General features: G+C 70.9%; 23 protein-coding genes. 13 read left to right on the top strand and 10 right to left on the bottom strand.

Translation table 11 applies throughout. The features are described from left to right. The first annotated feature begins 37 nt into the window (after positions 1-37). The 4 genes from OG223_RS02615 to OG223_RS02600 are packed head-to-tail and all read left to right on the top strand — an operon-like array spanning position 38 to position 3,675. Positions 38-1,612, top strand: a complete 1,575-nt coding sequence (locus OG223_RS02615; protein ID WP_329241703.1) for a PP2C family protein-serine/threonine phosphatase — start codon at positions 38-40, stop codon at positions 1,610-1,612. After that, entirely contained in the window at positions 1,609-2,700 is a 1,092-nt protein-coding gene (locus OG223_RS02610; protein WP_329241701.1) for a cobalamin B12-binding domain-containing protein, read from the top strand. Before OG223_RS02615 ends, OG223_RS02610 begins: the two co-directional genes overlap by 4 nt. After that, on the top strand, positions 2,697-3,128 hold the full coding sequence (locus tag OG223_RS02605) for an STAS domain-containing protein (RefSeq protein ID WP_329241698.1): 432 nt from the start codon (positions 2,697-2,699) through the stop codon (positions 3,126-3,128). The genes OG223_RS02610 and OG223_RS02605 overlap by 4 nt, the downstream gene beginning before the upstream one ends. A 55-nt stretch (positions 3,129-3,183) precedes the next feature. Further along, positions 3,184-3,675, top strand: coding sequence for a MarR family winged helix-turn-helix transcriptional regulator (locus OG223_RS02600; protein ID WP_329241695.1), 492 nt, complete (start codon positions 3,184-3,186; stop codon positions 3,673-3,675). 85 nt (positions 3,676-3,760) lie between these two features. Here the strand turns inward: OG223_RS02600 and OG223_RS02595 are convergent, their stop codons facing one another. The 7 genes from OG223_RS02595 to OG223_RS02565 form a co-directional block, all read right to left on the bottom strand. Then, positions 3,761-4,339 carry a hypothetical protein gene (locus tag OG223_RS02595; RefSeq protein ID WP_329241692.1) on the bottom strand — a complete coding sequence of 193 codons (579 nt, stop codon included), beginning with the start codon at positions 4,337-4,339 and terminating at the stop codon, positions 3,761-3,763. Next, the gene (locus OG223_RS02590) at positions 4,339-5,343 is read right to left on the bottom strand and encodes a DUF6286 domain-containing Asp23/Gls24 family envelope stress response protein (RefSeq protein WP_329241690.1); all 1,005 of its coding nucleotides are present in this window, start codon (positions 5,341-5,343) and stop codon (positions 4,339-4,341) included. Before OG223_RS02590 ends, OG223_RS02595 begins: the two co-directional genes overlap by 1 nt. Then, positions 5,340-5,525: a hypothetical protein gene (locus OG223_RS02585; protein ID WP_329265920.1), complete on the bottom strand. Its 186-nt coding sequence runs from the start codon at positions 5,523-5,525 to the stop codon at positions 5,340-5,342. Before OG223_RS02585 ends, OG223_RS02590 begins: the two co-directional genes overlap by 4 nt. A gap of 49 nt (positions 5,526-5,574) precedes the next feature. Next, complete coding sequence (locus OG223_RS02580; protein WP_329241689.1) at positions 5,575-6,078, bottom strand: Asp23/Gls24 family envelope stress response protein; 504 nt, start codon at positions 6,076-6,078, stop codon at positions 5,575-5,577. 245 nt (positions 6,079-6,323) lie between these two features. Continuing rightward, positions 6,324-8,237: a PAS domain S-box protein gene (locus tag OG223_RS02575; protein ID WP_329241687.1), complete on the bottom strand. Its 1,914-nt coding sequence runs from the start codon at positions 8,235-8,237 to the stop codon at positions 6,324-6,326. A gap of 393 nt (positions 8,238-8,630) precedes the next feature. Further along, a complete protein-coding gene (locus tag OG223_RS02570) occupies positions 8,631-9,287 on the bottom strand; it encodes a fasciclin domain-containing protein (protein WP_329241685.1) in 657 nt (218 codons plus the stop codon). 71 nt (positions 9,288-9,358) lie between these two features. Continuing rightward, a complete protein-coding gene (locus tag OG223_RS02565; RefSeq protein ID WP_329241682.1) occupies positions 9,359-10,975 on the bottom strand; it encodes a molybdopterin-dependent oxidoreductase in 1,617 nt (538 codons plus the stop codon). Positions 10,976-11,617: 642 nt separating this feature from the next. Between OG223_RS02565 and OG223_RS02560 the strand changes: the two genes are divergently transcribed. Genes OG223_RS02560 through OG223_RS02550 form a run of 3 tightly spaced genes read left to right on the top strand, consistent with a single transcriptional unit; the run spans position 11,618 to position 13,163 of the window. Further along, complete coding sequence (locus OG223_RS02560; RefSeq protein WP_329241679.1) at positions 11,618-12,202, top strand: RNA polymerase sigma factor; 585 nt, start codon at positions 11,618-11,620, stop codon at positions 12,200-12,202. Then, complete coding sequence (locus OG223_RS02555; RefSeq protein WP_329241676.1) at positions 12,199-12,819, top strand: Asp23/Gls24 family envelope stress response protein; 621 nt, start codon at positions 12,199-12,201, stop codon at positions 12,817-12,819. Before OG223_RS02560 ends, OG223_RS02555 begins: the two co-directional genes overlap by 4 nt. After that, positions 12,816-13,163 carry a hypothetical protein gene (locus OG223_RS02550; RefSeq protein ID WP_329241673.1) on the top strand — a complete coding sequence of 116 codons (348 nt, stop codon included), beginning with the start codon at positions 12,816-12,818 and terminating at the stop codon, positions 13,161-13,163. Before OG223_RS02555 ends, OG223_RS02550 begins: the two co-directional genes overlap by 4 nt. 31 nt (positions 13,164-13,194) lie before the next feature. Here OG223_RS02550 and OG223_RS02545 read toward each other — a convergent pair whose 3' ends face one another. Then, positions 13,195-13,761 carry a helix-turn-helix domain-containing protein gene (locus OG223_RS02545; RefSeq protein ID WP_329241669.1) on the bottom strand — a complete coding sequence of 189 codons (567 nt, stop codon included), beginning with the start codon at positions 13,759-13,761 and terminating at the stop codon, positions 13,195-13,197. A gap of 203 nt (positions 13,762-13,964) precedes the next feature. Here OG223_RS02545 and OG223_RS02540 point away from each other — a divergent pair, with 203 nt between their 5' ends. The 5 genes from OG223_RS02540 to OG223_RS02520 are packed head-to-tail and all read left to right on the top strand — an operon-like array spanning position 13,965 to position 19,399. Beyond that, positions 13,965-15,287, top strand: coding sequence for an NAD(P)/FAD-dependent oxidoreductase (locus OG223_RS02540; RefSeq protein ID WP_329241667.1), 1,323 nt, complete (start codon positions 13,965-13,967; stop codon positions 15,285-15,287). Next, positions 15,284-16,015: a DUF1365 domain-containing protein gene (locus OG223_RS02535; protein WP_329241664.1), complete on the top strand. Its 732-nt coding sequence runs from the start codon at positions 15,284-15,286 to the stop codon at positions 16,013-16,015. The genes OG223_RS02540 and OG223_RS02535 overlap by 4 nt, the downstream gene beginning before the upstream one ends. Further along, positions 16,012-17,298: a class I SAM-dependent methyltransferase gene (locus OG223_RS02530; RefSeq protein WP_329241661.1), complete on the top strand. Its 1,287-nt coding sequence runs from the start codon at positions 16,012-16,014 to the stop codon at positions 17,296-17,298. The genes OG223_RS02535 and OG223_RS02530 overlap by 4 nt, the downstream gene beginning before the upstream one ends. Further along, complete coding sequence (locus OG223_RS02525) at positions 17,295-18,605, top strand: cyclopropane-fatty-acyl-phospholipid synthase family protein (RefSeq protein WP_329241658.1); 1,311 nt, start codon at positions 17,295-17,297, stop codon at positions 18,603-18,605. Before OG223_RS02530 ends, OG223_RS02525 begins: the two co-directional genes overlap by 4 nt. Further along, positions 18,602-19,399 carry a DUF1295 domain-containing protein gene (locus OG223_RS02520; protein ID WP_329241655.1) on the top strand — a complete coding sequence of 266 codons (798 nt, stop codon included), beginning with the start codon at positions 18,602-18,604 and terminating at the stop codon, positions 19,397-19,399. The genes OG223_RS02525 and OG223_RS02520 overlap by 4 nt, the downstream gene beginning before the upstream one ends. Positions 19,400-19,439: 40 nt before the next feature. On the opposite strand, the gene OG223_RS02515 is transcribed toward OG223_RS02520, so the two are convergent. After that, on the bottom strand, positions 19,440-20,192 hold the full coding sequence (locus OG223_RS02515; protein WP_329241652.1) for an anti-sigma factor: 753 nt from the start codon (positions 20,190-20,192) through the stop codon (positions 19,440-19,442). Continuing rightward, complete coding sequence (locus OG223_RS02510) at positions 20,189-20,773, bottom strand: sigma-70 family RNA polymerase sigma factor (RefSeq protein ID WP_329241649.1); 585 nt, start codon at positions 20,771-20,773, stop codon at positions 20,189-20,191. Before OG223_RS02510 ends, OG223_RS02515 begins: the two co-directional genes overlap by 4 nt. A gap of 431 nt (positions 20,774-21,204) precedes the next feature. Here OG223_RS02510 and OG223_RS02505 point away from each other — a divergent pair, with 431 nt between their 5' ends. Continuing rightward, positions 21,205-21,423, top strand: a complete 219-nt coding sequence (locus tag OG223_RS02505; protein WP_329241646.1) for a hypothetical protein — start codon at positions 21,205-21,207, stop codon at positions 21,421-21,423. Positions 21,424-21,647 lie beyond the last annotated feature (224 nt).

Raw genomic sequence — 21,647 nt, 5'->3', positions numbered from 1 at the left:
CGGGTCCCTGTGGAGCAGGGCTCCCTATCCAGTCCTGGTGGCTGATCTCCAGGGCACGCTCGTCCTGGTCAACGAGGAAGCCGGGGCGCTCCTGCCCCGGGCGCGGCCCGGGGCCGCGATGGCGGACTCCGTCCCGGTGTGGCTGTCGTCGGCGCACGCCGCGCTGCGTGTTCCCCGCCAGGCCGGCACGGACCGGTCCCTTGCGGTGTCGGGCGAGGTGGACGAGCGGGTCTTCGAGGCGCACCCCACGGTCCAGGACGGCGGCACGGTGCTGTGGTGGCTGGTCGATGCCACCGATCACCGCCTGGTCCAGGAAGCACTGCGCGTGGAGCGTGAGCGGACCGCGTTCCTGGGGAGGGCGTCCAACCTGTTGCTCTCCTCTCTCAACCTCGACCGTTGCATGGACGTCGCCGCGCAGTTGGCGGCGGAACACCTCGCCGACGCGGCGCTCGTCGTCGCCCCGCTCCGGGGAACCCGGTTGCCGCTCGTGACCTGCCTGCGCGGTGAAATTCCGGTCGCGTCCCACCAGGGCGTCGATCCGAATGACGTGCCGGGTCTCGGAGAGGCGTTGCAGGGTTTCCCTCCCGTACCCACGCGGTGGGTCGACCCGTCCGTGGCGCCGGACTGGGTCGTGCCGGAGAACTTCGGACCCGTCGGTTCCATCGTGATCACACCCTTGCCCGGGCACGGCGTACCGGCCGGAGCGCTGATTCTGCTGCGGCGTGCGGGCAGCGCGGCGTTCACCGAGGAAGAGGAGATCTTCGCCCGGCTGTTCGCCGCGCGGGCCGGAGCGGCGATGTCGGCGGCACGGCTGTACGCGGATCAGTCCGCCATCGCCGACGTCCTGATGCGCGAGCTGCTCCCGCCGCCGCTCCACCAGGTGTCCGGGGTGGACTTCGCGGGCGGCTACCGTCCCTCGGAGGACCACCAGCGGATCGGCGGTGACTTCTACGACGTCCACCCGGCGATCACGGAGGGCGACCCGTCCTTGGTCGTGCTGGGAGACGTGTGCGGCAAGGGGCTGGAAGCCGCCGTGCTGACCGGGAAGATCCGCAACACCCTGCACGCCCTGCTTCCCCTCGCCGACGACCATCAGCGGATGCTCGGACTGCTGAACATGGCTCTGCTGAACTCCCACCACACGCGGTTCGCCACCATGGTCCTGGCGTCCGCCGTGCGGGAGGGCCGTTCCGTGCGGATGAGGGTGACGAGCGCGGGTCACCCGCCCCCGATGATCGTCCGCACCGACGGCACGGTGGAGGAGGCCGACACCAGGGGCACTCTGGTCGGGGCCATTCCCGACATCCACGCCAAGACCGCCGACCTTGTCCTCGCGCCGGGGGAGACCTGCGTCCTCTACACGGACGGGATCACCGAGGCCCGCGGCGGCCCGCTGGGCGACACCATGTTCACCGAGGAACGCCTGCGCCGAGCCCTTGCCGAGTGCGCCGGCATGCCCGCCGAGAGCATCGTCGAGCACATCCAGATGCTCGCCGCGCAATGGGTTGGCAGGGGGCAGCACGACGACATGGCCGTCGTGGTGGTCTCGGCGCCGCACAGCCACCATCTCAGCGCGGTGAACGGCCGTACCCGGGGCAGGTTCACCGCATGAACACCGATCTCTTCGCTACGACCTCGGACACCACGTGTCTGGTGACGCGGCTGTGGGAAGCAGCCTCCGCCGGGGACGAACACACGGCAACCGGACTTGTGCTGCGGGCTGTTGACGACGGAATGGCTCCGGAGAGCGTGCTGCTCGACATGATCGCCCCGGTCCAGGCCAGGGTCGGTGAGGAGTGGGCCGCCAACCGGATGAGCGTCGCGCAGGAGCACGCGGCGACAGCTATCAACGACCGCGCCGTGGCCGCGCTCTCCGTCCACCCGGCCGCGCGCACGGTCGCCGGCCGCGGACGGATCACGGTGGCCTGCGTGGACGGGGAATGGCACGCGTTGCCCGCCCGTCTGCTGGCCGAGGTGCTGAAACTGCGCGGCTGGCACGTCGACTACCTCGGGGCCCAGGTCCCCGCCCCGCACCTCATCGCGCATCTGCATCGCACCGGACCCGAGCTGGTCGCGCTCTCCAGCTCCATCGCGACCAGGCTGCCCACCGCGCATGCCGCGATCACCGCGTGCCAGGCCGTGGGAGTGCCCGTCCTGGTCGGCGGCACGGCCTTCGGCCCGGACGGCCGCTACGCCCGGCTGCTCGGTGCCGACGCCTGGGGCGCGGACGCGCGCTCCGCGGCCGACCAGATCCAGGGCGGCCCGCTGCCCAGGCCGGAGAGCGGCCACCAGACGATCGACGACCTGCCGCACCTGGACGACCAGGAGTACACGATGGTCACGCGCACGGGCACGCGTCTCGTGCGATCGGTGCTGCACGGTCTGGAGGCGGCTTTCCCCGCGATGCGGCAGTACAGCGACCTGCAGCGCGAACACACCGCCCAGGATCTGGCGCACATCGTGGACTTCCTCGCCACGGCCCTCTACCTCGACGACGTCGACCTCTTCACCGACTTCGTCACCTGGACCGCCTCCATCCTCACCGCGCGCGGTGTGCCCGCCAACAGCCTGCCGCCCGCATTGCACCTCCTGGCGGGCGAACTCAAGGACTTCCCCCGGGCAACCCGGATTCTCCGGCTCGGCACCGACAAGCTGGTCGCCGCCTCCGTCCCCTCCACCTCCGCCAGGAACCACCCGTGAGCAACCTCCCCTCAACCCACCTGCGTCTGACGGCCGTCGACAGCGGGACCACGGTGCGCATAGATCTGCAGGGCGACCTCGACTACGACAACGCCGACGTCCTCCTCGAGACCGTCACCCGCAAGCTGGCAGCCCATCCCCACCTGCGTGACCTGCACCTGGGCTGTGCGGGACTCGGCTGTGTCGACTCGATGGGACTCTCGACCCTGCTGATGATCCGCCGCCGCACCGACGAAGCGGGCGTGCTCCTGCACCTCGAAGAGCGCACCCCTGCGTTGAACCGGCTCCTCACGATCACGGGTAGCTTGGAGTACCTCACGGCCTTCCCCAACAGGGCCACACGCGAGACCTCCGGCTCGGGAGACTCCCGAGCGGACACGGAGGAAGCCATACCGGCCCGCCTCACCGGACCGGACAGCAGCGCCTGACCCGAACCGTATTCACCAGCGCGGAACAAGGTCGGGGCACGCCGACGGGGAGCCCATGCCACCACAAGACTCCGACACCCAGCGGCTCGCACCCGACGCGATGCCCTCGGCGAGCGATGTCGTCGAAATGCTCGACCTGCTGTGGGAGCACGCGCGCGACACCGTCACCACGACCTCGGTCTCCACCTCGCAGTTGCGCCTGATGTATCTCGTGGACCGCAATGACGGCATCCGCATGCGGGCGCTCGGTGAGCTCCTGCGCGCCGCCCCGCCCTCCGTCAGCCGTCTCTGTGACCGCCTTCAGGCGGCCGGATTCATCGAGCGCCTGCCCAGCCCCGACAGCGGACGTGAGGTGACTCTGCGTTTGACCACCGCCGGCAGGCGCCACTTGCAGCAGATCCGTGCCGAGCGCGAAGGGAAGCTGACCTCGGCCATCGAAGCGATGACCCTGGACGACCGCCTCGCGCTGGTCACCGGGCTCGCCGGACTGCACAGTGTCCTGGCCCCGGTCGGCGGCAAAGGACTCGGGCGAAGCTCCGCGGCCTGAAACGAGCCCGGTCCGTCAGTGGGTGAGATCGACGAAGCTCTTCCGTTCGGCCTGGTCAACAGTGCGTACGGTACCGGCCTGTGCGTCAGCGGATGCGCCGGCCGCGATGTGAGCGGGCACTGAGGCGGACCTGTGTGCGGACGGTGTGGGGAGCGAGGGCGCTCTCGGTCCGGTCGGCAAGGATGGTGAGGGCGGGCAGGACGCCGGCGGGGGTGGTGTCCGGGTGGAGCCACACGTGCATCCTTACCTGCAGGTGGTTGCGACGTCTCAGCAGACGGGTACGGCAGCCGGCGACTCCTGCGATGGCGACTGCCTGATGCGTGACGGCGTCTTCCAGGGCTCGGGTCCGCAGGGCGCTGTCCGGTGCGGACAGGGGCACCGTCGGGCGGGCGCCGCTGCGCAGTTGCCGGGCACACCACAGGGCGAACATGGCGGTCGTGGCGATCGAGCCCGCCAGGACCGTGGGTGTCCACCAGCCGTGTGTCCGGAGCCCGGGAAGCCGGTCCGCGTTCAGGAGCACGGCGTGCGGGCCGGGTCGGTGCCACGGTGCCGGAAGGTGAGGCGCCCAGGGCGCGAGGGTGAGGACGTGTCCCGCGATGGCGAGGAGGAGCAGTCCGACCAGGGCGAGGACGGTCCGGTTGAGGACCGTGCGCAGTCGTGGCATCAGGGGTTCGCTCCTTCGGGGACGGTGCCGGTGGGCTGTACGCCCGGCGCGTCTCTCCCGTCCGGCGCAAGTGTTGTCGCCGGATCCCAGGACGGCCGCGGTCGGACCGTGACGCGCAGCCGAGGTACGCGGCGCAGGCTGCACTCCTCCAGCGTTCGGCGCGCCGCTTCACGGGCCTTGTCGCGTGCGGTCGCGCGGTCGCCGAAGGCGAGGTGGGCCCGGACGGCGACCCGGCGCCGCCGGACGCGTACCGTGACCGCGTCGATGCCCGCCGTCGCGGCCACGGCGTCCCGCACGAGGGCCGCGACCGCGCGGCGGTCGACCGCCGCGCCCAACCGCGGGTCGCAGGCGATGGTGAGCAGCGCGCGGTGTCCAGGTGTCAGAGCCAGGACGATCAACAGCAGGCCGAGTACGGCGACCGCGCCGGAGGCGACGACGACACCAGGATCGCCGGGGCCGTGCCCCGCCGACCAGTGGAGGATCCCGGTGCGCCAGACGGCGGCCGGTCGGTGCGCGGTGTGGACCATGACCATGTCGAAGGCCAGGGCGCCGGCTGCCACGGCCGCCGCCAGCGTGACCAGTGTCATCGGCAGCCGCCGTTGTGACCACCAGCGCCGGGGTGTGCGGGTGCCGCTCGTCGCCGCCGTGCGTACGTGGGCCGGCGTACCCTTCTGCGCTGTGGCCGTGCCGTCGGCCGGCAGCGGGGTCAGGGCGGTGACGCCCACCCGCGGCCGGGCGACATCGAGGCCGGTCAACTGCCGGGTACGGGAGGCGACATGCTCCTGGAGCCGGCGTACCGCCTCGGCCACCGGGGCCGGGTAGGGCAGGGATACATCGACGGCCACGTCCGCCCGCCGCCCGCGCACGTCGGCGCTGCCTTTCGCGAGGCCGCGCACGGCCGTGGCTCCGCGGTCGGCCAGCGCTTCGCTGGCCGCCTGCTCGGCGATCCTGCGAACGGCCTTGCCCGAGACGGTTGTTGTGCCGCGCTGTGCCGCCGTGGTCATCGACGGCTCCGCTCGAAGGCGTCGCGAAGATCCTGCACTCGTCCGCCACCGTCGAACCAGCGGCCCACCGCCCACCCCAGGGCACCCAGAGCGGCCACGAGAAGGAACGCCCCGAAGCCCCCGAAGAATCCGGCGAAGGCCAACGCCATCCCGGCGGCCATCCCCACGACCGGTCTGTTCACCACGTGTTCCTTTCTCCACGACTGTCGGACCTGCTGCCAGAGGGAACGATCACTCCACCCGGGAGTCCGGGGTCTGGCTCTCGGCGTCGTCCTCGGGCAGGTGCACGTCGTTGACGGTGACGTTGACCTCCACCACCTCCAGGCCGGTGACGCGTTCCACGGCGGAGATGACGTTCTCCCGCACGTCACGGGCGACGTCCGTGATCGGGACGCCGTACTCCACGACGAGGTCCAGGTCGATGGCCGTCTGGCGCTCGCCGACCTCGACCTTCACTCCGCGCCCCACGTTCGGCCGGCCGCCCGGTACCCGGTCACGGACGGCGCCGATGGTCCGCGACAGGCCGCCGCCCATGTCGTACACGCCCGGAATCTCCCGCGCCGCGATGCCCGCGACCTTCACCACGACGACATCGGCGATCGAGGTACGGCCGCGGTTCGCGGCCGGCTGGTCGGCCCCGGCGACACCGCCGGACAGGTCCGTCATGGTCTGCGCGGGCTTGCGCGTCTGCGGGGCGGACACGTTCTGGGAAATCGGTGCGGTCTGCGTGGTCATGGCACGTCCCCTCTGCTTCGTTCAACAGGTGCTCTCATCCCGTCAGACCCTTCCTGGCCACGTCTGTGACGCGGGCGTTCAGGAAATCTCAGCCGGGTTCCGCCCGTCCGGGACTGCGCGCCCGCGCGCTCTCACGCGGGCGGGGCCTCCGGCACGGCTGCAAGCGGGGGCAGGGGAGTTGGGTGGGAGAGGGGTATCTCGTCGAGCGGGGCGGGGGCCGATACATCCAGCCGGAGCAAGGGCTGTTACACCGGAGGGCCGCTCGCGTCTTCCGGGGTGTTCGTGCCCTGGTGAGGGGAGTCGGGCAGGGGGAGTGAGAACCACACGGCCTTGCCTTCCTCGGCGAGCAAGGTGCCCCAGGTGGAGGCCAGTTGGTCGAGCAGGGCCAGTCCGCGGCCCGACTCCTCGTCGGGGCCCGCGATCCTGGCGCGGGGCAGGACCGGGCTGCCGTCGCAGACTTCGATGTGGAGTTCGTCCCGGGTGCGTCGCAGGCGCAGCCGCAGGGGATCGCAGGCGTGGCGCACCGAGTTGGACAGCAGTTCGGAGGCCAGCAGGCAGGCGGTGTCGGTGAGGGCCTCGCAGTGCCAGTCCTGCAGGGTGCGGCGCAGGAATTGGCGTCCCTCCCGCACGCTGATGGGCTGCGCCGGAAGGAGTGCGGACACGGCGGTCACCGGAGCGGGCGGGATACGGGCCAGGAGCAGGGTCACGTCGTCGCTGTAGTCCTGGGGGTCGGGCAGCAGGGCGGTGAGAACGCAGTCGGCTGCCCGCTCCAGGCAAGTGGTGTCGGCGGCGGCCTTTTCCAGGGCGATGGCGAGGGCGTCGATCTGCAGTTCGATGTCGCTGGTGGGGGTTTCCACCAGGCCATCGGTGTAGAGGGCCAGAACCGAGCCCGGCGGCACGGTCAGCCGGGTCTCCTGGTGGGGTACGTCGCCGACACCCAGCGGCACACTGACATCGACCGGGAGCCTGCGCACCTGTCCGGTGGGATCCACCACCAGCACCGGCAGGTGGCCGGCCGAGCACACGGTCAGGGCGCTCTCGTCAGGGTCCAGGACCAGATAGCAGCAGGTGACGAGCTGGTCGGGCAGTTCGCTGACGACCGCGTCCAGGGCCCGCATCAGTTGCCAGGGCGGCATGCCGGTCTTGGCCAGGGCATGGGAGGCCGAGCGGAGCTGGCCCATGACGGCGGCGGCCTCCAGGCCGCGACCCATGACGTCCCCGATCAGTACTCCCATGCGGCCGCCGCCCAGCGCGATCAGGTCGAACCAGTCACCGCCCACGCCGGGTCCCTGGCGTGCGGGGTAGTAGCGGCTGGAGGTGTCCATGCCGGGCAGTGCGGCGGGTGAGCCCATCAGGCTGCGCTGCAGGGTCAGGGCGACGTGGCGTTGCTGTTCGTAGAGTTCGGCGAGTTGGGCCTCGGCCTTCTTGCGTTCGGTGACATCGCGGATGGCCGCGGAGACCAGGGTGCCGTCCGGGGTCTCCAGGGGGCTGAGGCTGATCTCGACCGGGAACTCGCCGCCGTTGCGGCGCAGCCCGTACAGCTCCAGTCCGGCGCCCATCGGACGAACCCGCCGGTTGTCGACATAGCCGTGACGGTGGGCGGGATGGTGATGATGGAACCGCTGGGGGACGAGGATCTCCACCTGCTGTCCCAGGAGTTCTTCCCGCCGGTAGCCGAACAGGGCCTCGGTCTGCGCGTTGACCAGTTGGATGGTGCCGGTGTCGTCCACGATGACGATGGCGTCCGGAGCCGCCTCCAGCAGGGCGCGGAAGCGCGCTTCGGCGGCCTTGCGCTCGCTGACGTCCCGCACGGCGGCGGAGATCAGCAGTCCGTCGGGGGTCTGCAGCGGACTGATGCTGATCTCGACCGGGAACTCGGCCCCGTCTCGACGCAGCCCGTACAGGTCAAGTCCGGCGCCCATCGGACGGACCTGCTGATTGGTGGAGTATCCCAGGCGGTGACCAGGGTGCTGAGAGCGGAAACGTTCTGGGACCAGCATCTCGATGGGACGGCCGAGCAGTTCGTTGCGGGGATGACCGAACAAGGCTTCGGTCTGGGCATTGACCAGGCGGATGATGCCGGTGTCGTCCACGATCACCATCGCGTCGGGAGCCGCCTCCAGCAATGCGCGAAACGGTTCCTCAGCCACAGGGATCATGCTGGGGTGGGTCTGACGGCTGCCTGGTTCCATGGCATATCTCAGCATCACCAGCGCCGAGAGCGGGCACCTTGTAGCGAAGTGACCATTCGTGACCCTTTGCGTCCGTCAAAGATGCTCGCGCCGTCCGATGTGGACATCGCCCCTTGTGACCTGTCCTCCGGTCCGTACGGCACTGCGGGCGCCGGTTCCGGTGCTGACGTGGCACTTGTGCCTGGCGCCCGGTGACGGGTGTCGTGTGGTCGGCGTTCGAGGCGGAAGCCGGACGGACGCGAGGGGATGCGGCGGCGTGCCAGGGGGCCGGGGCCCTTGCCCCGGCCCCCTGTTTTTCTCCCCGTCACAGGAGTCGGGCCGCCGGGCGTTCCCCGCGGGGCGCCCGGCGCTTGGAGGGCGTCAGCTAGTGGGCATGAGGACGGTGTCGATGATGTAGACGTTGGCGTTGGCGGTCTTGACGTTGCCGCAGACGACCTTGGCGGAGTCGTTGACGGTGTAGGACTCGCCGGAGCCGGAGGTGGTGACCTTCGACTTCTCAAGGGTGTCGAAGGAGCCGTTCTCCAGGTCCTTGGGGGTCAGCTTCTGGCCTACGACGTGGTAGGTGAGGATCTTGGTCAGTTGGGCCTTGTCGTTGAGGACCTTGTCCAGGGTGGCCTTCGGGATCTTGGCGAAGGCGTCGTTGGTCGGCGCGAACACGGTGATGTTCTGGGCGTTGTTGAGGGTGTCGACCAGGCCGGCCTTCTTCACCGCCGCGACCAGGGTGGACAGTGCCGGGTTGTTGGAGGCGGCGGTGGCGACGGGGTCCTTGGCCATGCCGTCGAAGGAGCCGGCACCGCTCTTCGGGACACCGGAACAGGCCGTACCGAAAGGCTGGTCGGAGGTCGTGGCGCCGGCGCCGGTCATGCTGTCGTCGGACGCGGTCGCGGAGGCGGACGCCTTGGTGGAGGAGTCCGACTTCGCGGAGTCGCTGCCGCTGCTGCCGCAGGCGCTGAGGGCCAGCGGCAGCACGGCGGAGGCGGCAAGGACGACCGCGGTACGGCGGATACGGGTACTCATGGTGTTTCTCCTGAGGGTCGGTGCAGCCTGAGCTGCGGTGATACGGGGAAGGGGAGAAGTGGCTTGTGGGGTCAGTCGACGGTGACGATCACGGAGTGCCATCCGCTGGCGCCGTCGGGGATCGTGCGAGCACGTTTCTCGGTCTGCACCTGGCCGGTGCGGTCGGTGGCGCGGACGGTGAGGGTGTGGCCGCCCTTGGTGGCCTGCCAGGGGAAGGACCACTGGCGCCAGGTGTCCCGGGTGTCCTCGGCGGCCAGCCGGGCCTCCTGCCAGGGGCCGTCATCGACGCGGACCTCGACCTTGTCGATGCCACGGTGCTGGGCCCAGGCGACCCCGCCGACCATGACCGTCCCGGCCTCCGGCCGGGCGAACGGCTTCGGGGTGTCGATCCGCGACTCGGTCTTGACCGGGGCCATGCGTGCCCAGCCGCGCTTGACCCAGTAGGGGTCGTAGGCGTCGAACGTCGTCAGCTCGATGTCCTTGATCCATTTACAGGCCGAGACGAAGCCGTACAGGCCGGGGACGACCATGCGGACGGGGAAGCCGTGCGCGAAGGGCAGTGGTTCGCCGTTCATGCCGAGGGCGAGGAGGGCGTCGCGGCCGTCCATCACGTCCTCGACCGGGCTGCCGATCGTCATCCCGTCCACGGACCGGGCCACCAACTGGTCTGCGGGGCCACCCATCGACGGCGGCTTCACCCCGCACTCGGCCAGCAGATCGGCCAGTCGTACGCCGATCCAGCGCGCGTTGCCGACGTACGGGCCGCCGACCTCGTTCGACACGCAGGTGAGGGTGATGTCGCGCTCGACCAGTTCTCGCCGCAGCAGGTCGCCGAAGGCGAGGGTGACAGGCCGGGTGACGCCTCTGCCGTGGATGCGCAGTGCCCAGGTCGTGGCGTTGACCTTGGGCAACACGAGGGCGGTGTCCACGCGGTAGAAGTCACCGTTCGGCGTGGTGAAGGCACTGATCCCGGGAATCCGCAGCCGGGCACCTTTGGGAACGGCGGCGGCTGCGGAGGCGGGACGGGGCAGGACGACCTTGTTGCGTGAGGCGACCGCGTTCTGGCCGCTCGCCCCGTTCAGCGTCCGGCCGATCAGGCCGGCCCCGGCGGACCCGGCGGCAGCGGCCGTCGCGGCGATCACGAAGCCGCGGCGGTCCCAGCCAGCGCCGGAAGGCGCGCCTTCCGGCTCGCCCTGAACGTCTTCCTCGGACGGGACCCGTCGCGCGAGGCGGCCCACCAGGATGTAGAGCACCGCGGCTCCCGCGATCGCGCCCACCACGGAGGGCAGCGCGTCGGAGACGCTTGTCGAATCCGGCCGACTGGTGGCCGATACCGCCCCGAAAATTCCGAAGAGCAGAACACCGGCAGCACCGCTGCGCCGAAAACGCAGTGCGACAATTCCCAGCACCAGCGCGAAAAGCGCCAGCATCGCGAGAATTCCGAGCTGAAGAACCAACTTGTCATTGGTTCCGAAGTGCCGGATCGCCCAGTCCTTCACTGCGGCCGGGGTCTGGTCGATCGCCGCGCCGCCGACCGCCACGACCGGACCGGCCTGCGGACGTACCGCGGCCGACACCAGCTCAGCGACGCCGAGCGAGGCGAGGCCGGCCAGCACGCCACTGAACGCACCCAGGGGCAGGCGCGCCCGGATGAGGCGCTGTCGCGTTCGCTTCTCGTCGTCGGTCACGTGGGGAATCCGGCTCCGGAAGCCCGGCGGATTGGTCGCCCACCCGATCGGATGAACTTTTTTCCCGGACCAATCCACGCCCGAACCGGCTACGGATATGAGAAACGCCGGATTTCACTCTCTGCTGCCGGGCGAGCTTTCACGGCCGCGAGCTGATTTCGGCGTCGCAGCGGTGCCGAGTACCGGTTTCGAGATAAAACCTGGGCCTCGCGCTCGTGCCGGCCGGCGGTGTCGGCCCAGTGCGCGGCGACGCACGCGAACAGCTCGCGCAGTGGGGGCGGAGTCCTCTCACCGACGACAGCCCGCCTGCCCTGCGCGGGCAGGCGGGCTGTCGGGTGGTGCGGGTCCAGGTCTCCGACACGGGTCCCGGTTTCGACATCGATTTGGTCAGTGCGCGGTGAAGGCACCCCTCCTTCGACCTGAGTCAGGGTGGCCGCGGGCTGTTGCTGGTCGACGCGCGCTGCCGGGCGTGGGGCGAGCGGCGTGACCGCTGCGGGCACACCGTGTGGGCCGACCTGCCGCGTGGCATCGCCTGATCTCGACTCTGGGCATCCGTAGAGCACCCGTTTCCGGAAGTCGTGCGTAACGAGGGCGGCACAGCGGTGTCCAACCTTGAGAAGACCGGACGAGAGGAGCCGCCCAGTGGTGGGGGCCCGCACACAGAGCGCACCACCCGACAGCCGGGGCGACACGGACGACGCCCTGTTGGCGGTCCGGGCGGCGGAGGGCGACGAGGATGCCTTCGCCGTCCTCGTCCAGCGCCACGCACCGGCCTTGATCCGGCTGGCCACGCGCCTGCTCGGCACCCGGGTCGAGGCGGAGGACGCCGTACAGGACGCTTTCCTCAGCGCCTGGCGGAGGCTGCCGGAGTTCCACGGCCACGCCTCCTTCGGTACGTGGATGTACCGGATCGTCACCAACCGCTGCCTGAACGTGCTGCGCTCGCGCAGACCCGTGGCCCCGCTGGAGGCGGCCGGTGACGTGCCCGCAGCCGAATATGCCACGTCGCCGGCCCGGATTGCGGAGGGCCGCGACGCGGTCCGCGAGGTGCGGGAGGCCCTCGACCTGCTGTCGGTCGAGCAGCGGGCCTGCTGGGTGCTGAGAGAATTGGACGGCCGCTCCTACGAGTTCATCGCGGACGCGGTCGGCATCAGCCAGGAGGCCGTCCGCGCCCGGGTCTTCCGCGCACGCCGTTGTCTGACACAAGCACTGGGGGCCTGGCGATGACCGCCCACAACGACCCGCTCGACGACGCCCCCGGCAGCGAGGACGAACACCTCGCGTGCGGACGGTTGATCTCGTCCGTGTGGGAGGCATGGGAGCAGCAGACGGAGGATCCACATCTGCTTTCCTGCCCGCACTGCCGACGGGCCGTGAGCGAGCTCGAAGCACTGGAGACCGCCGTGCGCGGCCTCCGCGACGATGCGGCGGACCCGTCGGGCGACGACGTGGCGACGCTGACGCGACGGGTCATGGACGTGGTCCGTCTCGAACTTCGCCCCGGCCGGCCGATGCCTTTGGGTGAACCGGGGGAGGATCTGTGGATCATGGAAGCGGTCGCTGCCCGGTCCCTGCGTGCCGCGGCCGAGAGGGTGCCCGGCGTCCGGGCCGGCTCCTGCCGCCTCGTTCCCGGCCCGGACGCCGGCGAGGCAGGCGCTGTGGAGGTCCGTCTCGACGTCCACGCGCCGTCCGGGGCTGTCCTGCCGGACCTCGCGGAACAGGTTCGCCAACAGGTGTGGGCCGCCGCGGACGGTGAGCTGGGCATGGCCATAGCGTCGGTGGACATCCGTGTCACCGACCTCGTCGACACCCCGGCCGACAGCCAGGAAGGCCCCGCCTCATGACCCGGACCGCCGTTCACGCCACGCTCACCGAGGAGATCGCCCGCGCAGTGGAGGATCTGCCGGGTGTGGCGTTCCTCAAGCCGGGGCTCACCGGTCTGCTGCGATCCGCTCTGCCCCGGTCCGACCGGAGTACGGCTGCCATTTCGTCGGCAGGGGTGCGGGTGAGCAGGTCCAGCGGGGCCGAGGGCTGGTGCGTCGAGATCAGCCTCGTCGCGCTCCGCCACATGCGCGGTGTGGATGTCGCACGCGCCGCCCGGCGCGCCGTCGAGGAGCGCGTGGCCGCGCTGTTTCCCGCGGAGACGATGCCGGCGCAGGTCAGCGTGACCGTCACCGGCCTGGTCTGACCTGCTGCCTGCGTCTTCTCTGTGGGGTGGCCTACCTGTGCGGCGGCGGAGAAGTGATCATGAGCTGCAGGAAGGCGGTCCAGACGCAGGCCGCGGCTGTCATGACACGAAGTCTGCGACGGCGCGCGGGTGCGACCGGATCAGGGCCCGCTCCCACGGGAAGGGCGACCGCGACCAGGGCTCGCCCGGGTGGGACCTCGGGCGTCGCGGATACCGCCGACGGACCCGGCAGGGGTTCCGGACGGCCCTGCGGCCGGTCGACCGGCCGCGCGAGGCGGCGCCTTGCGGCCCGGCGGGGCGGGTGCACCGCTGACGGCAGGGCTGCGGTCCCCGCCGCAGCGGGGGCCAGTCCTTGGGCCAGGCCACTGAGGAACGCGGCGTAGGCGGCCCGCCGTAGGCCGGTCGGGGTGGTGCGGCCGTTTTCCCAGGAGCGCACCGTCGCCGTGGTCACGCCGAACGCCGCGGCGACGTGCTCGTCGGTGAGCTGCCAGGCGCGGCGCAACCGGGCGCGCTCCTCGGGTGCGGGCAGAGGCGCCTTTCCGTCCCGGCGGCGCGGGTGGGACGGCATGGGGTGCTGGGGCAGAAGGTTGATCGTCACGACCGTATGACAACCGGCAGCCGTGTCATGTGATCACAACGGATCCCGATTGCACCCGGATGCCGTAACGCGTGGCGACGCTCAGACGCGTCGGGTGTTCCTCACCGGTTCGACGGAAGGTCGGCCATGTGGCCAATCCGCTTTCGCGGCGGCTTCGGATTACGCGCGAGACGAGTGTCCGTGGCCGACCGGGAGGAGAAGCGATGTCACGCGTGCCAGGGAGCGGACCGCCGGAGCAGCGGGAGGCGGCCGGCGGTGGCGCACGCGGGCGGTGGAGCGTCGCCGTCGTGGGCAGTGGTGTGGCCGGGCTGACCGCTGCGTACGTCCTGAGCCGCGGCCGCCACGTCACCCTGTACGAGGCCGACGACCGGCTCGGCGGGCACGCCCACACCCACGAACCGACCTCCGGCGACGGCGTGACCCGTCGCGTCGACTCCGGGTTCATCGTGCACAACCGGCGCACCTACCCGCATCTGCTGCGGCTCTTCGACGAACTCGGCGTCGCCACGCAGGAGTCGGAGATGAGCATGTCGGTCCGGTGTGAGGGGTGCGGGCTGGAGTACGCCGGTGCCCGTGGCCTCGCGGGGCTGTTCGCCCGGCCGCGGAACGCGCTCAGCGGCCCGTATCTGCGCATGCTCGCCGAGGTGCCCGTCTTCCACCGCGCCGCGCTGCGCCTGCTTGCGAAGGAGCCCGCAAGCCCGCGCACCCTGGGCGCGTTCCTCGACCGGGAGGGCTTCTCCGCCTATTTCCGCGCCCACTTCATGACCCCGCTCGTATCGGCGGTGTGGTCCTGCGACGCCGCCACCGCCCAGCGCTATCCGGCCGTCTACCTGTTCCGCTTCCTGGACCACCACGGGATGCTCTCGGTGACCGGAGCACCGACCTGGCGCACCGTCACGGGCGGATCACGCACCTACGTCGACCGGGTCGCCGAGCGCCTCGACGAGGTGCGCCTCGCGACCCCGGTGCGCGCCGTGCGCCGGCATCCGGACGGCGTCGACATCACCACGCACGACGGCACCACGCAGTCGTACGACGGTGTCGTCGTCGCCACCCATCCGGACCAGGCGATCCGGCTGCTGGCCGATGCCACCCCGAGGGAGAAAGAGGTCCTCGGAGCCTTCCGCTACTCCCGCAACACCACACTCCTGCACACCGACACCAGCCTGCTTCCTCGCGCCCGGCGAGCCCGCGCCTCCTGGAACTACCTGATGCCGGCCTGTTCGACCGGCTCCGATCAGGTCCGCGTCAGCTACGACATGAACCGGCTCCAGCGCCTCGACGCGCCCGAGACCTACGTGGTCACCCTGGGCGGGCAGGACCGGGTGGACCCGGAGCAGGTGCTTGCCCGGATGGTGTACGAACACCCGGTCTACACCCCGGATTCGGTCGCCGCGCAGGCACGCCTGCCCGGGTTGAACACCGCCGTGACCGCCTACGCCGGGGCTTACCACGGCTGGGGTTTCCACGAGGACGGCTGCCGCTCCGGCGCCCTGGCCGCCGCGGCGCTGGGGGTGTGCTGGTGAGCGCCCCGCCGGCCCTCTACCGGTGTGCGATCAGCCACGTACGGACCGCACCGGTCCGCTACGGGTTGCGCCACCGCACGTACATGTGGCTGATCGACCTCGACCACCCGCCCCGACTCCCGCTTCTGCTGCGGCCGTTGGCGCGCTTCGACGCGCACGACCACTTCGACGGGGACCAGCCGTCCGTGCGTGCCGGGCTCGACGCCTTCCTCGCCGCGCACGGCGTGGACCTGGCGGGCGGCCCGGTCGTCATGCTGAGCCACGCCCGCGTGTTCGGGTATGTGTTCAACCCGCTGACCCTGTACTGGTGCCACGACCACGACGGCACCGCGCGGTGCGTGGTCGCCGAGGTTCACAACACCTACGGCGAACGCCACAGCTACCTGCTGTTTCCCGACGGGACGGGCACGGCGCACGCCGACAAGAAGTTCTACGTCTCGCCTTTCTTCCCCGTCGACGGCCGCTACCGCATGCGCCTGCCCCTCCCCGGCGAGCGGCTCGACCTGACCGTGCATCTGGAGCGCGCCGGCGGCAGGCCCTTCACCGCGACCGTCCGCGGGAGCCGTCACGACGTCACGCCGCTTGTGCTGCTGCGACTGGTCGTGCGCCACCCGTTCTCGACCCTCGCCGTGTCCGCGGCCATCCGCCTGCACGGCATCCGCTTGTACCTGCGACGGCTGCCCGTCCAGCCCCGCCCCCACCACCGCACCCCGGAGAACGCTTCATGACGACCGCCGAACACCGTCCCGCCGTACGGCCGTCGGCCCCGCCGTCCACACCCGCCGCCGTCGACCCGGCTCGCTGGCCCGACGTGGCCGCACCGCCGCCGACATCCAGCGCCCGCCGGGCCGTCACAGCGGCCGTGCTGCGCCACACCTTCGCACGCCTGCCGCTGTGTGTGCGGTTCGCCGACGGCACCACCGTCGGGCAGGGCGGGCCGCTGCTGGAGATCCACGACCCGACAGCGTTCCACGGCCGCGTCGGCGGCCAGGGGCTGATCGGCTTCGGCGAGTCGTACATGGCCGGCGAGTGGGACGCCCCCGACCTGGTCGCCGTCCTCACGGTGCTGGCCCACAACGCGGCCACTCTGATCCCGGCCCCGCTGCAGCGGCTGCGCGGGCTGTGGGCTCTGCGCCGGCCGCACGCCCAGCGCAACACCCCCGACGGCGCGCGTGCCAACATCAGCCGCCACTACGACCTGTCCAACGACCTCTTCGCCCTCTTCCTCGACGACACCCTCACCTACTCCGCGGCCCTGTTCCGCGCACTTCCCGCCACCTGGGAACTGCTGGCCGCGGCCCAGCACCGCAAGATCGACCGGCTGCTGGACCTGGCCGAGGTCGGAGCCGGCAGCAGGGTGCTGGAGATCGGCACCGGCTGGGGTGAACTCGCGATCCGGGCCGCCGCGCGTGGCGCCCGGGTCACCTCGCTCACCCTCTCCCGCGAACAGCGCGACCTCGCCCTCGAACGGGCCGCCGCGGCGGGTCTGTCCGACCGGGTCCGTATCGACCTGTGCGACTACCGCGAGGCCCGCGGGACCTACGACGCGGTCGTGAGCGTGGAGATGATCGAAGCCGTCGGCGCCGAGTTCTGGCCCGAATACTTCCGCACCCTCGACGACCGGCTGGCCCCCGGAGGACGCGCCGCCGTGCAGGCCATCACCATGCCGCACGAGCGGATGACGGCCAGCCGGGACACCTTCACCTGGATCCAGAAGTACATCTTCCCCGGCGGCCTGCTGCCCTCCGTGGAGGCGGTGGCCGACGCCGTGAACGACCACACCCGGCTGCGGACCGAGCGCCGGGACGGTTACGGAGCGCACTACGCCGAGACGCTGCGGCTGTGGCGCGAACGCTTCACCGAGCGGGCCGACGAGGTCGCCGCGCTCGGCTTCGACGACACCTTCCGCCGCATGTGGACCCTTTACCTCGGCTACTCCGAGGCCGGGTTCCGCTCCGGATACCTCGACGTGCAGCAGTACCTGTTCACCAAGGAGAACCCCGCCCGATGAACACCACCGCAACTGTTTCGACCGGCACCGCCCAGCGGCTCGCCGCGCTCGCCGAGACCGCGCTGGGCGGGCCCCTCCCGCTGCGGCTGCGCGCCTGGGACGGCAGCGAAGCAGGCCCCGCCGAGGGACCTGTCGTCGTCGTCCGCTCCCGGCGCGCCCTGCGCCGCCTGCTGTGGCAGCCCGGAGAGCTGGGCCTCGCACAGGCATACGTATCCGGCGAGATCGACGTGGAGGGAGACCTCACGCAGGGGCTACGCGCGATGTGGGCAGCCGCACGGGAACGCCGCCTGCACCCGCCACGGCTCGGCCTCGCCGACCTGGCCCGCGCCACCACAACCGCCGCGCTGCTCGGCGCGGCCGGACCACGGCCACCCGCCCCCGCCTCCCAGGCACGGCTGCGCGGCGGCCTGCACAGCAAGGCCCGCGACCGGGCGGCGATCAGCCACCACTACGACCTGTCCAACGACTTCTACCGCCTCCTCCTCGACGAGACCATGGCGTACTCGTGCGCCTACTGGACCAGCGACGAGCCGGACCTCACCCCGGCCGACGCCCAGCGCGCCAAACTGGAGCTGATCTGCCGCAAGCTCGCTCTGACGCCGGGCGCCCGGCTGCTGGACATCGGCTGCGGCTGGGGTTCGCTCACCCTCTACGCGGCACAGCATTACAAGGCACAGGTCACCGCCGTCACCCTGGCCAAGGAGCAGGCGGCCCACGTCCGCGAACAGGTCGCCGCGCGCGGTCTGGAGAACCTGGTCGAGGTGGTGTGCCAGGACTACCGCGACATCACGGGCGGTGCCTACGACGCCGTCTCCACCGTCGAGATGGGCGAGCACGTCGGAGACGCCGAGTACCCGGCCTTCGCCGCTGCCCTGCACCGCCTGGTCCGGCCGCGGGGACGCGTGCTGGTGCAGCAGATGTCCCGCGGGAGGAAGGCGCCCGGCGGCGGCGCGTTCATCGAGGCGTACATCGCCCCCGACATGCACATGCGCCCGCTCGGGGAGACCGTCGCCCTGCTGGAGGAGGCCGGGCTGGAGGTCCGCTCGACCGAATCGCTGCGCGAACAGTACGTCCGCACGGTCGCCGCCTGGCACCGCACCCTTGAAGACCGCTGGGCCGACTTCGTCCGGCTCGTCGGCGAGGAGACGGCCCGGGTGTGGCGGCTGTACCTGGTTGGTGGGGCCCTGGCGTTCGAGGAGCGGCGGATGGGAGTCGACCAGATCCTGAGCGTACGGCCGACACCCGGCGGGGGTGCCGGGATGCCCGCGACACCTAGGGACTGGTATACGGGGCTGGACCAGATGTGAGCGGCTTTGCCTGGGGCGCCTTCGCGGTGAATCTGGGATGGGCCGCGGCAGCCTCGCTCGCCGTCATGCTGGTGACGTTCGCGATCGCCGTACGGCGTGGTCTGCACCGGATCGTCGACGCCGCCTGGGGAATCGCCTTCACCGCGGTCGCCGTCGCGAGCTGCGTGGCCTCGGCCGGCGAGGGAGATCCGGGCCGCCGCTACCTGGTCACCGCGCTGACGGCACTGTGGGGCCTGCGGCTGGCCGGGCACATCGCCCGGCGCGGCCGCGGGCACGGCGAGGACCCGCGCTACAACCACCTGCTCGGCAAGGCCCCCGGCAGCCGGAACCTGTACGCCCTGCGCATGGTCTACCTCCTCCAGGGCGCTCTGGTGTGGCTGGTGTCGCTGCCGGTCCAGGCTGCGCAGTACATGCCCGGTCCCATGACGGCGTTCGCTGCCGCGGGCACGGCCCTGGTGGCACTCGGCGTGTGCTTCGAAGCGGTCGGGGATTCCCAGCTCGCCCGGTTCAAGGCGGATCCCTCCCACAAGGGCCGGATCATGGACCAGGGACTGTGGCGCTACACCCGGCACCCCAACTACTTCGGCGACTTCTGTGTCTGGTGGGGGCTGTACCTGATCGCCTGCGACTCCGCCGGCGCCGCCGCCGCGACGGTCGTGTCGCCGCTGGGCATGAGCTATTTGCTGATCTGGGGCAGCGGGAAGCGTCTGCTGGAGCGGCACATGGCCCAGCGGCCCGGATACGCCCAGTACGCGGCCCGCACCAGCGGCTTCTTCCCGCGCCGACCCCGCTGAGGTGCGGTGGCCCCGCCCGTTACGGCGGGGCCACACCTTTTCAGGCGGGGAAGTTCACCAGGGCGAGCGGGCTGGTGGTGGGCTGCTTCGAGCCGCCTGCGGGTTCGACGGTGACACCCATGCCCGACGCCCCGTCCACGGCCCCCTGCAGCAGGACTGCCTGGTCGCTGCGGCCGGGGTCCATCAGACCGGCGGAGCGCATGCTGCCCCCGTCGTCGAACCACAACTGGTAGACCTTCCCCGTTGGCGGATGCGCCATCCCGGCGGCGAGGAACACCGCCTGGTCCCGCTCGTGCGAGACGACCACGGTGCCGGTGGCACCGCCGGCCAGCTTCGCGACCCGGTTCCTGGCGTCCGGCGCGGCGAGTACCGCGCTGATCTGCGCCGTTCCCTGCTCGGCCCGGCGCATCTGGCCGAGCGCGTCCTCGGCCCGCTGGTGCTGCCACACCGTGGTGCCGCCGAGTGCGGCAGCAGCCGCGAGGCAGGCGGCCAGCGTCCACCGCGACAGCAGCCGAGCCCGCAGCCGCGCACGGCCGGAACGCACCGGCACCGGGGAGCCGGGGGAGTCCTGGCGGACGGTCGTGATGCGGCGCAGCACCTGCTCGCGCATCTCCCGCCGAGGCGTTACAGAGACGGCGAGTCCCAGGCGGGCCGCGGTGGCGCACAGCTCGGCGGCCTCCTGAGTACAGGGTTCGCAGTCGGTGAGATGGCGCTCGAACGCGTCACGTTCCTCGTCGGACAGGGCGTGCAGGGCGTAGGCACCGGTCATGCGGTGCAGTTCGGCGGTGGTCATGCGGTCACCCCCAGGCAGTCGCGCAGCCGGATGAGTCCATCGCGCAGGCGGGTTTTTACGGTGCCCAGCGGGAGGGCCAGTGCCTCTGAGACCTGGCGATAGGTCAGTCCGCGGTAGTAGGCCAGGGTGACCGCCTGGCGCTGGATGTCGGTCAGCGTGCGCAGACAGCGCCGCACCTGTTCCCGTTCCAGCCGTGCCTCGACCTGCTCGGTCACCTCGTCGTACTCGGGGGTGCGTTCCAGCAGGGCGGCCTTGTGGTCCCGGGCGGCGACGGCTTCCACGTGCCGGACACGGTCCACCGCCCGGCGGTGGGCGAGGGTGAGAATCCAGTTGATCGCCGTTCCGCGGTCGGAACGGTAGCGGGGAGCGGTGCGCCACACCTCCACCAGAACCTCCTGGGCCACCTCCTCCGACTGGGCCTGATCGCGCAGCACGGAACGCACGACACCGAGAACCGGGCTCACGACGGCGTCGTAGACAGACGCGAACGCAGGCTCGTCCCCCAGGGCCACACGGCCCACCAGCTCTTCCAGGTCCGGCTCCATCGATGGGTTTCTGCCGATATGTACGGCTTCTTTCACAACGCCCTCCGCGGTTGGGACATCTCCGGACGTAATCCGATCCTGAGCGGGCCGGGGATTGGTCCTGATGATGATGAAAACGCAGGTGACGCGAGCCTGCGGGTCGGGTGCAAGGCGGGCTACCCGTGGCGGGCAGGCCGGTACGGATCAGTGCGTTGACGTACCGCCCCGCGAACATCTCGGTGGCGCGGGCGCCTCTTGAGGCCGAGGGGTTGGGCGGCACGGTCGGAGAAGGCGGGACGGGATGCGATCGTGTGGTCCTGCGGGCGGTCCGGTTGCCCAACAGACCCGCTCCAAGAGCGATCCGCACCCAAACCTCTCCGCTCGATCGTCCGGAAGGAACATTCGTAGGGTAATGGCCGAAAGTATCGGTCATGCGGCTATGTCTGATTTCTCTGACGAACCGTCGAGTCGCGAGGAACGATGACGACATGGCGATGGTGATCCGGGACGAAGGGACCTCTTTCGTCGGCCGCTCGGCGGAGACCGACCGGATCGGCCCGGCGATGGGCGGAAGCCGGCTGGTCACGCTCACAGGTGCCGGAGGTGTGGGCAAGACCATGGATCTCTCACCCCTGCACAATCCGAGGCTGCTGACCGCGACCGTCGCTGACGCGCTCGGGCCGTCCGACCACACCCCGCGTCTGTAGGCGCGAATTCGGAATGTCCCATTCAGGTGTGACGACCTGGGTTTTCCCGGCTGTCTCATTTAGGGGCCGCGGCATTCCGTCTCACGATCTTGTGCCTTGTGTCCAGGTCGCCAGTGCTCAGGGAATTTCGGCGTGCTACGTGGTCAACAGGTCTCCTGTGTCGAGACGTTGCCGAGTGACATCGTCGATGCAACGGCGAGGATCCGTGCCTGTCACCCGGCCCG

Source organism: Streptomyces sp. NBC_01478, assembly GCF_036227225.1.
GTDB lineage: Bacteria > Actinomycetota > Actinomycetes > Streptomycetales > Streptomycetaceae > Streptomyces.
The sequence above is the reverse complement of the archived record's forward strand: the minus strand, read 5'-3'. Positions and strand labels throughout refer to the sequence as shown.